The organism is Melioribacter sp. (assembly GCF_049325435.1).
Taxonomy (GTDB): domain Bacteria; phylum Bacteroidota; class Ignavibacteria; order Ignavibacteriales; family Melioribacteraceae; genus Melioribacter; species Melioribacter roseus.
In genome coordinates, this window is the sequence record NZ_JBMOLD010000019.1 from 112,119 (window position 1) to 125,287 (window position 13,169).

Genomic DNA, 13,169 nt, shown 5'->3' on the forward strand with positions numbered 1-13,169 from the left:
TATGGATGGAAATTCACTCGAATTTGAATTCTTTGGGTGTGCCAATCGTCTTTAATAAATAAGCTATGCGAGCCGTGTTCTCAACAAGTTCCGCATTATTGAGCAGTTCCTCCAGATCTTTGCCAACTACAAATACGCCGTGATTCTCCATAAAAACTACTTTTATTCTTGTGTCTTTATATAAATCGGTTATTTCTTCGATAAGTTCATTTGAGCCGACCGGATGGTATTTAACTATTCCGCATTTCGAAAGCAATTTAACGGACTGTTGAGTTACTGGCGGAACTTTCATGCCCGCTGTCGCCCATGCCGTCGAATAAGGAGCGTGCATATGAAGTATAGCCCCAACGTCTTTTCTTATTTTATATATGTTGCCGTGTATGGGAGCCTCGTGCGATGGCGTCTTTCCTTCAATCACTTCATTATCGAAAGTCATTGTAGTAACTCTATCATAATCGAGAGATCCGAGCGAATAGCCTGTCGATTTGACGATAAACTTGCCGGCGCCGGGAATCTTTACGCTTATATCGCCTCCCGAGCCCCAGAAAAGTTGGCGATCGTAGCACCTTTTGGCTGTTTCGATCAATTGGTCTTTATATTCCTTATATTCGATATCTGATTGCGCCGTACATCCGAATATTAAAATAAGAAAGAGTAATATTATCTTTTTCATGCCGAGCCTTTTTTTTTGTTGCACTTCAATTTAATAAATCCGGGCAATTCTAACTATCATAATCGAATTGCACGTCTCTTTTCGAATATTGTTATATTTACATTCCGTAAAATTTACAGAAACTTTTATATGCAAGTTTTGTAAAACCAAACGATTTTAAAAAATATAGAGGTGGTAAATTGGACATTTCGGCATTAAATGAAAAAATCAGGCGTGAAAGCGAGTTCATTGACATTTTGTTTAATGAGATCGGCAAAGTGATTGTCGGTCAAAAATATATGCTCGAACGGCTGGTTATCGGATTGTTGGGCAACGGGCATGTGCTCTTGGAAGGCGTTCCGGGGCTGGCAAAAACACTCGCCATCAAAACGCTCGCGTCTTCGATGAAAGCCAAATTTCAAAGGATTCAGTTCACGCCGGATTTATTGCCCGCCGACTTAATAGGTACTTTAATTTACAACCAAAAAGACGGCAACTTTACAATTAAAAAAGGGCCGGTATTTTCCAATTTTATTCTTGCAGACGAAATAAACAGAGCTCCAGCAAAAGTTCAAAGCGCATTGCTGGAGGCGATGCAGGAACGCCAGGTTACAATCGGCGATACTACATTCAAACTCGACGAACCGTTTCTCGTTTTGGCTACTCAAAATCCGATTGAACAGGAAGGCACATACCCGCTGCCCGAAGCGCAGGTCGACCGTTTTATGCTGAAAGTTAAAATAACGTATCCCACCAGGGAAGAAGAACTAAAAATAATGAAACTGAATTCTACGCAAAGCCTGCCCGAGGTTAAACAGGTAATTAATCCGGATGATATACTGCGAGCGCGCAGCCTTGTGAACGAAGTTTATATGGACGAAAAAGTCGAAAAATATATACTCGATATTGTTTTTGCTACGAGAAACCCGAAAGACTACGGACTGGACGAACTTTCCGATTTGATAAGTTACGGAGCTTCGCCTAGAGCAACTATCAATCTTGCTCTCGGCGCAAGAGCTATGGCTTTCATAAGGAGGAGAGGATACGTTATCCCCGAAGACGTCCGTTCGATTTGTTACGACGTACTGAGACACAGAATTGCCGTAACATACGAAGCCGAAGCCGAAGAAATTACCTCCGAAAAGATAATTCAGACAATACTTAACAGAGTGGAAGTGCCTTAATATCCGGATTCGAGAATGATTGCCAAAGATTTAATCAAGCAAGTAAGACATATCGAAATACGCACTCGAGGACTCGTCAACGAATTGTTCTCCGGCGAATACCATTCGGTATTTAAAGGCAGAGGAATGGAATTTGCCGAAGTGCGTGAATATCAGATAGGCGACGATATCAGAAATATCGATTGGAACGTGACTGCGCGTTTCGGACACCCGTACGTAAAAGTTTTTGAAGAGGAGCGGGAACTGACGGTAATTTTGATGGTGGATATGAGCGGCTCTCTGCTTTTCGGAAGCGGAGAAAAAAACAAACAAAGAATAGCGGCTGAACTGAGCGCAATCCTGGCTTTCTCGGCGCTTAAAAACAACGACAAAGTCGGGTTGATTTTGTTTACCGATCAAATTGAAAAATTTATTCCTCCCAAAAAAGGGAAAACTCATTCGCTCAGATTGATCCGGGAAGTGCTCTCTTTCGAACCTCAGGGCAACAGAACAAATATCAAACAAGCGCTCGAATATCTGAATCACGCAGTCAAAAAGAGAGCCATTGTTTTTTTGATTTCCGATTTTCTGGACGAAGGCTATGATAAAATGCTTAGAATCGTAGGTAAAAAACACGACCTCGTAGGTATTGTTCTTAACGACAGAAGGGAAAGAGAACTGAATGGATTCGGACTGATTAAATTCCACGATTCCGAAACCGGCGATATAAGATACGTCGATACGAACGGCCGAGATTTCGAAGTAAATTATGCAGAAACCATTAGAAGATTAAACGAGTACAGAAAGTCGATATTTATATCCGGAGGAATCGATTCCGTAGAAATAGATACGAGTCAAACTTATGTTAAACCGTTAGTGGAATTTTTCAAGATGCGGGAAAAAAGATGGTAAAAAGCGCCTATTTAAGCATTCTCCTTTTTCTGATTTTATTTGCGCACGGAACAGATGCTCAACAAGTCTCGGTTAGAGCGACTACCGATACTTCCGACTATAAAATCGGCGACTATATTAAATATCAACTGGAAATTATTCATTCGCCGGATATCAAAATATTGATGCCTTCGGTTAAAGATTCATTGAAAAACCTCGAATTTATCGACACGCTAAGCGCGGCAATTAATAAAGTCGACAATAAAATTATCGAAAAGCGCGGCTATCTGTTTTCTTACTACGATTCGGCGCGCGTAACGATTCCCTCATTCCGAATAAAATATGTCGCAGGCAAAGATACGGGATTCGCGGCGGTTGACAGTTTAGTCGTTAATGTTCATTCCTTAAAGATAGACCCGGAAAAGGATATCCGGGACGTAAAATCTCCGGTAACAATACCTCTCGACTGGGTAATGATTTTATTGATAATCTTAGTCGTTTTGGTTGTTCTGGCATTGGCTTATATTGTCTATCGTTACTGGAAAAAGAAAAAAGGTATGACTGAAGAAAAAGTCGAGACGGTCAAAATACCGCCGCACGAAAAAGCGCTTGCGTCCCTCAAGGAACTCGAAGCAAAGAAATTATGGCAGCAGGGATTAATAAAAGATTATCACAGCGAAATAACGGAAATAATCAGACAATATTTTGAAGAGAGATTCGGATTTAACGCTCTTGAACAAACGTCCTCCGAAATTATAGACGAACTCAAGAAAAACGATGACGGCGGAAAGATAGTCGATACGGCGGAAAGATTTTTCAGCAATGCGGATTTGGTTAAGTTTGCAAAATTCGAACCGCTTCCGGAAGTAAATGAAGAAATGATGAAGCAAGCTTACGAAATTGTCGAGCGAACCGCTTATATACCCCAAAAGGAAGTCGAGGCTGAAGAAAATGTTTAAGGATATTGAATTCGCGAATCAATGGATTTTATATTTGCTGCTGTTGCTGCCTTTGCTTTTTTATTCCTATTGGAAAAGGCGCGATAATTATTCTCCCTCGATTCTCTTTTCTTCATTGAAGCTCTTTGGCGACGTACCGAGGGGCATTAAGGAAAGATTGGTTCACCTGCCGGCTTTGTTGAGGCTGCTAGGCATCGGGGCATTGATAGTTGCGTTTGCTCGTCCTCAAACATTTTCGAGCGGAGAAAATATTTATACGGAAGGAATCGATATTGCAATTGTGCTCGACGTTTCCGGTAGTATGCTGGCGGAGGATTTCAAGCCCAACCGTCTCGAAGCCGCTAAGAACGTTATCGGAGATTTCATAAGAGGAAGAACGAACGACAGAATCGGTCTTGTTATTTTTGCGGGGGAAAGTTTTACTCAATGTCCGCTTACGATCGATTACAACGTATTGCGGAATCTTCTGGCTGAGATCAAAAGCGGTATGATTCAGGACGGGACGGCTATCGGAAACGCCATTGCCAATGGAGTTAACAGACTCAAAGACAGCAATGCGAAAAGTAAAGTCATGGTTTTATTGACGGACGGTGTTAATAATGCAGGCGAGATTGATCCGGTGACGGCGGCGCAAATAGCTCAAAAGTTCGGCATAAGAATTTACACTGTCGGAGTCGGTTCGCTGGGACAGGCGCCTTATCCTTTTCAAACGCCCTTCGGTATAAGACGTCAAATGGTGCCGGTAGAAATCGATGAAAATTTGCTTAAACAGATTTCCGAAATTACGGGCGGGAAATATTTCCGCGCCACCAGCAATCGTAAACTTGCCGAAATCTACGAGGAAATTGATAAACTCGAAAAAACCAAAGTTGAAGTGACTTCTTACCGTCATGCAAAAGAATTGTTTTTCTTCTGGGCATTGGGCGGTTTGATTTTATTGCTGACGGAATTTTCTCTGGAAAAATTTTATTTAAGAAAGTTGCCTTGAATATGATTCGTTTTGAACATATCGAATTTTTATACGGACTGTTATTGATACCGCTGTTGATAGCGCTCTATTTATATCTTCATAAAAGACAGACGAAACTTATCGGGCAATTCAGCGATACGATTTTGCATACGGTTTTAATGCCGGCATACAGCGGTCTGAAAAAGCATCTTAAGTTTGGAATCTTTTTGACGTCAATCTTCTTTCTGATGATTGCGCTGGCAAATCCGCAGGTGGGAACAAAAGTGGAAGAAGTTAAACAGGTCGGCTTCGATGTTTATATTTTGCTCGACGTGTCAAAAAGTATGCAGGCGGAAGATATAAAACCGAACCGCCTCGAAAAAGCCAAATACGAAATATCCAAACTGATTAGACGGCTTCAAGGCGACCGACTGGGTTTGATTGTTTTTGCAGGGAGAGCTTATATTCAATTTCCCCTTACGACGGATTACAATGCGGCAAATCTGTTTTTGAACGCCGTCGACGTCAATTCTGTTCCGCAACAGGGAACTGCAATCGCTGCGGCTATAGACCTTGCGTTGAATTCATTCAAATACGACGATCCCACACAAAAAGCAATAATCCTTATTACGGACGGCGAAGACCACGAAGGCGATATAGACGCTTCGATTGAAAAAGCCAAAGATAAGGATGTGGTGATTTATTCTATCGGTCTCGGGTCAGCTTCGGGCGTTCCTATTCCGGTTTATAATCAGTCGGGCGTCCGTGTCGGATATAAAAAAGACGCCAACGGCGAAATAGTATTAACGCGACTCAACGACGAAATTTTGAAAAAAATTGCCGCAGAAACGGGGGGCAAATACTATCACGGAACGAATACCGAAGACGAACTGGAAGCTATTTATAACGACCTGGCAAAAATAGAAGCTACCGAATACGGCGCCAAAAGAATTACCGATTATGAAGACCGTTTTTATTATTTCCTTGCGCCAGCAATTATTCTACTGTTGATCGATTTCCTGATTTCTTACAATAAGTCCCGAATCGCCGCTAAAATTGTAAATATGAGAGAGGTTTCGGAATGAAGAAAATATTATTGCTGTCGATCGTATTCTTATTTTACGGCGCGCTATCGGCGCAGAGCGTAAGAAGTCTGATTAATGAAGGCGCGGAGCTCTATAAAGAAGGCAAATATGCCGAAGCGGAAGTGAATTTTAAGAAAAGCCTCGATAAAAGAAATGATTTGTTCGAAGGTCATTTCAATCTGGGCGACGCGTATTATAAGCAGGGAAGATACGACGAAGCTATTCAATCTTTCAAAAACGCTCTCTCGTTTACGGACGATAATTTTAGGAAAGCAAAAATATTCCACAATATCGGCAACTCATTATTGAAACAGGAAAAATATAAAGAAAGCGTAGAAGCGTACAAAAATGCTCTTAAACTTAATCCCGACGATCTCGAAACGAAGTATAATCTTTCTTATGCTTTGAATAAATTGAAACAGCAGCAGAATCAGAATCAGAATAAAGATCAAAATAAAGACCGGAACAAAGATCAAAATCAAGACAACGACAAAAATCAAGACGACAACAAAAATCAGAACAAAGACAATAATCGGAATAAGAACGATCGGCAAAATCAGCAACAACAACGACAGCAGCAACAGAAAAATCAGATTTCGAAAGAAGAAGCGCAAAGGATTCTCGAAGCGTTAAAAGACAACGAAAAAGAACTTCAGAAGAAATTACGGAAGATGCAAGGCAAACCCGTCAAAACGGAAAAAGATTGGTAATTCAATACCGGGTGGATTATGGAAAAATCTATAAGAAAGTTTGTAACGCTGATTCTAATTGTTTGTAGCGGCGCGTTGCTCCATGCGCAAAGTTTCAACGCAAGCGTCGACAAAACGACCGTATCGCAATACGAACGGTTTCAGGTTTATTTTACGTTCGAAGGAGAATCGATTCATAATTTGACGAATTTCAGACCTCCTTCCTTTGAAGGATTCAGAATACTAAGCGGCCCGAATCAATCCACGAGCATGCAAATTATCAACGGCAAGGTATCGGCGTCCTTAACTTATTCATATATACTTCAACCCTCCGATATCGGTAAATTTACAATCGGCGAGGCAAGCGTCGATTACGACGGCAAAATTTACAAAACCGAACCGATAACTATAAATGTAGTGAAGGGTTCTCCGCAGGAAAATAAATCGGCTGCAGGTGGAATTTCCCAGGAAGAATTATCAAAAAGCGTTTTTATACTGGCCGAAGCTAGCAAAACCCGCGCGTATGTCGGAGAACAAATAACCGTAACGTACAAACTTTATACAAAAGTAAATATCGCTTCGCCGCAGATATCCAAATTACCTCAATATCAGGGATTCTGGGCAGAAGAAATCGAACCGAGACAGACGATTAATTTTACGATCGGAACATATAAAGGCGAAAGGTACCGCGTAGCGGAAATTAAAAAAGTCGCTTTGTTTCCTACCCGAGCCGGAGTTCTCAACGTAACGCCTTTCGAATTGAACGTGCCCGTTATAATCAGGCGCAAAAGGACGGGCAACGATATTTTTGACGAATTTTTCAACGATTCTTTCTTCGGCAGAACGGAAACAATCGAATATACGGCGCGCTCGAATACGCTGAAAATAAACGTATTGCCTTTGCCTTCGGAAAACGTTCCGGCTTCGTTCAACGGCGCAGTGGGAAATTTTACGCTTAAAACCGAAATCGATAAGAAAGAAGTTTATACGAATGAAAGTATTACTCTCCGTTATACGATTTCCGGTGCGGGCAATATAAAGCTGTTAACTGTGCCCGAGCCGCTCTTGCCTGCGGGAGTAGAAAAATACGAGCCGAAAGTCTACGATAATATTAACCGCGGTTCCGTTATCTCGGGCCAAAAAATTACCGAATATCTTATTGTTCCCAGAACGCCCGGGAAGAAGGTAATCCCTTCTACAGAATTTTCTTATTTCAATCCGTCTACTAATAAATATGTGACTATTAAATCGCCCGAATATGAAATTAACGTTTTGAAAGGCGTCGGCGAATACGAATCCGCAGCTTCGGGATTTTCAAAAGAGGATATTAAACTATTGAGCGAAGATATAAGGTATATCAAGACTTCGGATTTAAGTCTGACGAAAAAAGAAGAAGCGGCTCTGGTAAAACCGTGGTTCTGGATTATCTTGTTTGCTTCGCCCTTTGTTTTGACGATATTGATTCTGTTCAACAGAAGGAAAGAGAAGATTGAAAGCGACGTACGCCTGCTCAAATACAGAAAAGCGGAAAAAGCCGCAAAGAAAAGATTGAAAGCCGCAAGGAAAGCGCTCGACGAAAACGACATCGAAAAATTCTACTCCGAACTGTCCTCCGCGCTTTTCGGGTATCTCGAAGATAAATTGGGCATCGACAAATCCGAGTTTACTATTGAACTTGCGCTGGATAAACTAACCGCTTATAACGTACCCGGAGATTTGCTGAATAAAATTAAAGACATATCGGAAAAGTGCGAGTTCGTAAGATTCGCTCCTAAGTCCGAAACTGTAATTTCAGCAAATGAATTCTACGACGCCGCAGTTAAAACAATAGTCGAAATCGATTCATATCTGGAGAAGAGAAAATGAAACTGCGATTGACAGCGATTTTAATTTTGGTAATGAGTTTAAATTTATCGGCTCAATCTCCCGAAGAGTTGTTCAAAAAAGCCAACGACTATTACAGGCAGCAGAGCTATGATAAATCAATCGAACTTTATAATGAAATTATCAATTCGGGATACGAAAGTCCCGCGCTTTATTTTAATCTCGGCAACGCATATTTCAAATCGGGTAAAATCGGCTATGCAATTTTATTTTTCGAAAAAGGCTTGAAACTTGAACCCGGCGACGAAGACCTCCTTTATAATCTTCGGATTGCACGTGCAAGAACCGTTGACAAAGTGGAAGAAGTTCCGCGTATTTTTCTGGCGGAATGGTGGGACGCCATAGTAACTTCTCTTTCGCTCGACGGATGGGCTGTTATAGTAATTCTGGTTTATTTGATCTTTATGGCAAGTCTGGGAGGGTATTTCCTGTCGAGAAAGATTAACATCCAGAAACTCTCCTTCTTTACCGCCTCGTTTGTCCTTCCCGTGTTGATTGTACTTTCGATAATTCTTTACACTAGATACAACAGGGAGCTCACCGTGCAATACGGAATTCTGGTGGAAAGTGTCTACAGCGTTAAAGCGGCTCCCGACGAAAGCAGTAACGATGCATTTGTCGTACACGAAGGCTTAAAGATGGAGCTTATCGATAAAGTAGGCGACTGGGTTAAAATTAAACTGCCCGACGGTAAAGTCGGATGGGTTGAAAGTAACGCAGTCGGACAAATATGAGATCGGAAGATAAATCGAAAGAATATAACCGAATCAAAATAATCTTAGCCGTTTCCAATACCGTTCTGTCGTTTACTCTGCTTATAATGTTCGTTGCCGTAGGATTGAGCGATCGCCTGGAGCGATTAGCGCTGTCTTTTAACGGTAACGATTATGTTGCGCTGATTTTATTTGTCGTCTTCTTCGGCTTAATAATAAATTCGCTTCTGCTGCCCGTCGATTTTTACGAGGATTATCTGCTTGAACATAAGTACGGATTGTCGAATCAAAATATTACAATGTGGATAAAGGAAAGGCTGAAGAGCCTGGCTGTAAGCGGCGCTATTGGCATACCTCTTATTTTAATTTTCTATTGGACGCTAAAAAAGTTCGGCAATTTATGGTGGTTGCCATTCGGCTTTGTAACTTTCCTGTTCTCGACGCTGTTAGCCAGGATTCTACCTCAAGTTATCATGCCGCTTTTCTACAAAATTACGCCTCTCGAAAATGACCGGATAAAAAATAAAATTAAAGAACTGTTTGATAAAGCGGGACTGAAAGTCGAAAGCGTCGTGAAATTCAATATGAGTAAGAATACCAGAAAAGCCAACGCGGCATTTACAGGTTTAGGCAAAACAAAAAGAATTCTGCTGGCCGATACGTTGCTCGATAATTATACGCCGGAGCAAATAATAACGGTAATTGCACACGAACTCGGACATTACAGGAAAAAACATATTATTAAAAATATTATTATCGGTACGGTCTTCAGTTTTTTGAGTTTCTACTTGGCGGCGGAACTTTATGCGAATGCCGTCGTCTGGTTCGGCTACGACAATATTTACAGGATTGCCGCTCTTCCGTTGCTATTAATATGTTTGGGATTTATTATGATTGTGTTTACGCCGCTGACGAACTACATATCGAGAAAATTCGAATATGAAGCGGACGAATACGCTGTGGAAACGACCGGGTATAAAGAGGACTTTATCAATACGCTCGTTTCTTTATCCGAACAAAATCTTGCCGATAAAGATCCTCATCCGTTGGTCGAGTGGTTCTTTTACAGTCATCCTTCATTAAAAAAAAGAATTGGCTATATAGAAAAATTATAACAACTTTGTATTCATGATTAATCATTTCAATGGAGAATCAGTGAACAAAATATCATCCAGGCAAATATTTATTCTTTTGCTTACCGCGGCAACGTTAATCGGCGGTTATTTTTATTTCCGATATACCTACAAAATATCCGACAGCGTACCTTTTGCCCAGGAGATAACATTAATTGTGTTGGGAACAGTGGCAACTGTGTTGATTACGGCTGCTTTGTTGAATCAACAGACCGCCGTTGAGATCAAAAAAGAGCAAAGCATTAAATTTCTGGAACTGAAGACAAAGGTGTACGAAACATTGATCGATTTACTGGAAGAAATGTCTTTGACCGATAATATTTCATCCGAAGAGCTAATAAAGCTTCAGTTTTTGACTCACAGACTTGCAATTGTGGCTGCTCCGCCCGTTCTGGAAGAATATTATCGTTTCCTCCAGGTTATTACGGAGTGTACCCGCGACCGAGATATCAGCGATAATTACGAAGAACTAGCTAAGGCTTTGGGCAGATTGACCGTTCAGATAAGGGCGGATTTGATCGGAGAAAAAGATATACAGGATAATTACACAAGTAAATACATAGAGTATCTCATTACGCGCAATTCAGACGAATCCGTCGAGATGGAATTGAATTGAGCGGAGCTCTATAAAAATGCCGATTCTTTCCGTCATTCTGATTATATTTGAATTGCATAAAATGTATCTATAAAGTTGATTAAGCAAATAACCAGATATTGTTTGATAATTGCGCTAGCGTTCATGTCCGGCTGCCAGTTCGACAAGGAAGCCGGAACCGAACCTTCCATTGACGATGCAAATGCGCCGCATTCGCCAAGCCCGGAAAACAACATAACCGGCGTGTCGACCGTTGTCGCTTTGAAATGGCAGGCGGAGGCGGCCGTCAGATACGATTTATATTTCGGAGAATCATATCCGCCGAATATAATTTACGCGGACAGTTTGAGCGAACCTTCTTATCTTTTGACAAATCTCAAACCTTCTACTACATATTACTGGCAGGTAATTGCATACTTCAACGACGGTTCCAAAATTGCCGGACCGATATGGAGTTTTACTACGACTGCAGCCGGTCAGAACACAGCCGCCGGCTACGTTTTGAAGCTGTATAAAATAGAGACTGCCGAGCCCAGCGACGTTCGCATATTGCTGCAGGCGCTCGACCTCGCCGGCAAGGGAGTTACCGATTTGCAGCCGTCCGATTTCGAAGTGTTCGAAGACGGCGAGCCGCTTTCGCCGTCTGAATCTCAGCTGTCAGTAATTAAAAAGGAGGGAATCAATTATAAATTGCGAACGGTTTTGCTTCTGGACAATAGCACGAGTCTGAAAGATAATATCGACGAGGTAAGAAGAGCCGCTTCCGAATTTATTTCGAATAAGTATGCCGAGCAGGAAATAGCCATTTTACAATTTTCCGAACAAACAGAAAAGCTTGCAAATTATACAAGCGACACCGATTCGCTTCTGAGAAGCATTCAGCGGTATCAAACGGGATATTCGTCGACCGATTTATACGGCGCCGTAATCGAAGGCGCATCATTACTTAAAGATGTATTTACGGCGGATAGCGTCATTCAAAGTTTTATGATTCTTTTTACAGACGGCAGAGACACTCAGGGTTCGCATTCTTTAAGCGAAGCCGTCAATTCGGTTTATAATAAAATTGTTTTTGCGGTGGGACTCGGACAGGAAATTCAACCGGCTGTTTTAAATTCAATCGGAACTGCGGGTTATTATCCGATATCGCGAGTGTCGGAATTAAATTCCAAATTCGAGCAAATAAAGTCGGAAGTGGATAAATTTGCAAACAGTTTTTACCTTATTTCGTATAAAAGTCCCAAAAGAGGGGATAAAATTCATACTTTAATGGTAAGGATAAAAAACAATTCGTATAACGGAGACGGTTCTTTTGTGCTGGGAACATTCAACAGCAGAGGATTTTATTCCAAATAATACGGGAGAAAAATTTATGTCGGTTACAAAAAAGGACGTGGAATATATCGCCAAACTTGCTCGCCTGAGATTTAAAGAAGAAGAAGTAATAAAATATACCGAAGAGTTGAATGAAATACTTAATTATATGGATAAACTCAACGAATTGAACACAGAAGACGTTGATCCGTTGTCGCACCCTATAGAAAATATAAATGTGTTCAGAGAAGACCGGTTGATTCCTTCGCTCGACCGCGCAGACGCCCTGAAAAACGCTCCCGCCAAAGACGAGGAGTTCTTTAAAGTTCCAAAAGTAATTAATAAATAATTATATCCGGTATGATTGTCGGCGTAATTCCCGCACGTTTCGCTTCTACAAGACTTATGGGCAAGCCCCTGGCTGATATCGGCGGCATGCCGATGATTCAGCATACCTGGATGAACGCCAAAAAGTCGAAGCTTTTAGATAAAGTTGTAATAGCGGTCGACGACGATAAAGTATATCGCGTAGTTAAAGATTTCGGCGCCGAAGTTTATATGACTCCGAAAGAAGTTAATTCCGGCACCGACCGGATAGCCTTGGTAGCCGAACATTTGCCCAACGCTTCTATATTCGTGAACATTCAGGGCGACGAACCGTTCATCAAAGGCAAAATGATCGACGAAGCCGTAGAACCTTTACTCTTCGATAAAAACGTGGAAGTGTCGACTCTGATCAGAAGGATTACAACCGTAGAAGAAATGAAATCCCCTTCGGTTGTAAAAGTGGTTTTCGATTATAATAATTTTGCGCTCTATTTTTCACGCTCGCCCATTCCATACGTAAGAGACGCCAGAACGAATCTCGAAAGAGTGGAGGCGGGCGAAATGTACAAACATATCGGGCTCTACGTTTACAGAAAAGAAACGCTGCTTAAATTTACGTCGTGGAAACAAACGGACCTCGAAAGGATTGAAAAACTTGAACAACTGAGAATGCTGGAGCACGGAATAAAAATCAAAGTGGTTTTAACTCAATACGACAGCCTTTCCGTCGACACTCCAAAAGACCTCGAAATAGCTCGCCGTTTTTACGAAAGGTACGTTAAGTCGCACAGATGACAAATTGTCTTTTCCTTTAA

General features: G+C 41.4%; 14 protein-coding genes. 13 read left to right on the forward strand and 1 reads right to left on the reverse strand.

The features are described from left to right. Positions 1–13: 13 nt before the first annotated feature. Complete coding sequence (locus ACOYVE_RS14365) at positions 14–673, reverse strand: class II aldolase/adducin family protein (RefSeq protein WP_422882513.1); 660 nt, start codon at positions 671–673, stop codon at positions 14–16. A 179-nt stretch (positions 674–852) separates the two neighbouring features. Between ACOYVE_RS14365 and ACOYVE_RS14370 the strand changes: the two genes are divergently transcribed. The 13 genes from ACOYVE_RS14370 (at position 853) to kdsB (ending at position 13,149) form a co-directional block, all read left to right on the forward strand. Beyond that, positions 853–1,836, forward strand: coding sequence for an AAA family ATPase (locus tag ACOYVE_RS14370; RefSeq protein WP_014855080.1), 984 nt, complete (start codon positions 853–855; stop codon positions 1,834–1,836). 15 nt (positions 1,837–1,851) lie between these two features. Next, the gene (locus tag ACOYVE_RS14375) at positions 1,852–2,727 is read left to right on the forward strand and encodes a DUF58 domain-containing protein (protein WP_422882515.1); all 876 of its coding nucleotides are present in this window, start codon (positions 1,852–1,854) and stop codon (positions 2,725–2,727) included. Further along, positions 2,721–3,665 (forward strand): hypothetical protein, encoded by a 945-nt coding sequence (locus tag ACOYVE_RS14380; protein WP_014855078.1) that lies wholly within the window; start codon positions 2,721–2,723, stop codon positions 3,663–3,665. Before ACOYVE_RS14375 ends, ACOYVE_RS14380 begins: the two co-directional genes overlap by 7 nt. After that, entirely contained in the window at positions 3,658–4,653 is a 996-nt protein-coding gene (locus tag ACOYVE_RS14385; RefSeq protein ID WP_422882516.1) for a vWA domain-containing protein, read from the forward strand. The genes ACOYVE_RS14380 and ACOYVE_RS14385 overlap by 8 nt, the downstream gene beginning before the upstream one ends. A 2-nt stretch (positions 4,654–4,655) precedes the next feature. Next, positions 4,656–5,699, forward strand: a complete 1,044-nt coding sequence (locus ACOYVE_RS14390) for a VWA domain-containing protein (protein ID WP_422882517.1) — start codon at positions 4,656–4,658, stop codon at positions 5,697–5,699. Further along, entirely contained in the window at positions 5,696–6,409 is a 714-nt protein-coding gene (locus ACOYVE_RS14395) for a tetratricopeptide repeat protein (RefSeq protein WP_014855075.1), read from the forward strand. Before ACOYVE_RS14390 ends, ACOYVE_RS14395 begins: the two co-directional genes overlap by 4 nt. A gap of 18 nt (positions 6,410–6,427) precedes the next feature. Further along, positions 6,428–8,254 carry a BatD family protein gene (locus ACOYVE_RS14400; RefSeq protein ID WP_014855074.1) on the forward strand — a complete coding sequence of 609 codons (1,827 nt, stop codon included), beginning with the start codon at positions 6,428–6,430 and terminating at the stop codon, positions 8,252–8,254. Beyond that, positions 8,251–9,006: a tetratricopeptide repeat protein gene (locus ACOYVE_RS14405; RefSeq protein WP_014855073.1), complete on the forward strand. Its 756-nt coding sequence runs from the start codon at positions 8,251–8,253 to the stop codon at positions 9,004–9,006. The genes ACOYVE_RS14400 and ACOYVE_RS14405 overlap by 4 nt, the downstream gene beginning before the upstream one ends. Then, the gene (locus ACOYVE_RS14410) at positions 9,003–10,100 is read left to right on the forward strand and encodes a M48 family metallopeptidase (protein ID WP_014855072.1); all 1,098 of its coding nucleotides are present in this window, start codon (positions 9,003–9,005) and stop codon (positions 10,098–10,100) included. Before ACOYVE_RS14405 ends, ACOYVE_RS14410 begins: the two co-directional genes overlap by 4 nt. 40 nt (positions 10,101–10,140) lie before the next feature. After that, positions 10,141–10,734: a hypothetical protein gene (locus ACOYVE_RS14415; protein ID WP_014855071.1), complete on the forward strand. Its 594-nt coding sequence runs from the start codon at positions 10,141–10,143 to the stop codon at positions 10,732–10,734. A 102-nt stretch (positions 10,735–10,836) separates the two neighbouring features. Continuing rightward, positions 10,837–12,069: a VWA domain-containing protein gene (locus tag ACOYVE_RS14420; RefSeq protein ID WP_157867284.1), complete on the forward strand. Its 1,233-nt coding sequence runs from the start codon at positions 10,837–10,839 to the stop codon at positions 12,067–12,069. Positions 12,070–12,085: 16 nt separating this feature from the next. Beyond that, positions 12,086–12,376 (forward strand): Asp-tRNA(Asn)/Glu-tRNA(Gln) amidotransferase subunit GatC, encoded by a 291-nt coding sequence (gene gatC / locus ACOYVE_RS14425; protein WP_014855069.1) that lies wholly within the window; start codon positions 12,086–12,088, stop codon positions 12,374–12,376. A gap of 11 nt (positions 12,377–12,387) precedes the next feature. Then, the gene (gene kdsB / locus ACOYVE_RS14430; RefSeq protein ID WP_014855068.1) at positions 12,388–13,149 is read left to right on the forward strand and encodes a 3-deoxy-manno-octulosonate cytidylyltransferase; all 762 of its coding nucleotides are present in this window, start codon (positions 12,388–12,390) and stop codon (positions 13,147–13,149) included. Positions 13,150–13,169: the final 20 nt, after the last annotated feature.

What these genes read in the sequence shown, in the direction of transcription:
- ACOYVE_RS14380 (WP_014855078.1), top strand. Translation starts at nt 2,721, where the DNA reads ATGGTAAAAAGCGCCTATTTAAGCATTCTCCTTTTTCTGATTTTATTT.
- kdsB (WP_014855068.1), top strand. Translation starts at nt 12,388, where the DNA reads ATGATTGTCGGCGTAATTCCCGCACGTTTCGCTTCTACAAGACTTATG.
- ACOYVE_RS14365 (WP_422882513.1), bottom strand. Translation starts at nt 673, where the DNA reads ATGAAAAAGATAATATTACTCTTTCTTATTTTAATATTCGGATGTACG.
- ACOYVE_RS14375 (WP_422882515.1), top strand. Translation starts at nt 1,852, where the DNA reads ATGATTGCCAAAGATTTAATCAAGCAAGTAAGACATATCGAAATACGC.
- ACOYVE_RS14410 (WP_014855072.1), top strand. Translation starts at nt 9,003, where the DNA reads ATGAGATCGGAAGATAAATCGAAAGAATATAACCGAATCAAAATAATC.
- gatC (WP_014855069.1), top strand. Translation starts at nt 12,086, where the DNA reads ATGTCGGTTACAAAAAAGGACGTGGAATATATCGCCAAACTTGCTCGC.
- ACOYVE_RS14405 (WP_014855073.1), top strand. Translation starts at nt 8,251, where the DNA reads ATGAAACTGCGATTGACAGCGATTTTAATTTTGGTAATGAGTTTAAAT.
- ACOYVE_RS14390 (WP_422882517.1), top strand. Translation starts at nt 4,656, where the DNA reads ATGATTCGTTTTGAACATATCGAATTTTTATACGGACTGTTATTGATA.
- ACOYVE_RS14395 (WP_014855075.1), top strand. Translation starts at nt 5,696, where the DNA reads ATGAAGAAAATATTATTGCTGTCGATCGTATTCTTATTTTACGGCGCG.
- ACOYVE_RS14385 (WP_422882516.1), top strand. Translation starts at nt 3,658, where the DNA reads ATGTTTAAGGATATTGAATTCGCGAATCAATGGATTTTATATTTGCTG.
- ACOYVE_RS14400 (WP_014855074.1), top strand. Translation starts at nt 6,428, where the DNA reads ATGGAAAAATCTATAAGAAAGTTTGTAACGCTGATTCTAATTGTTTGT.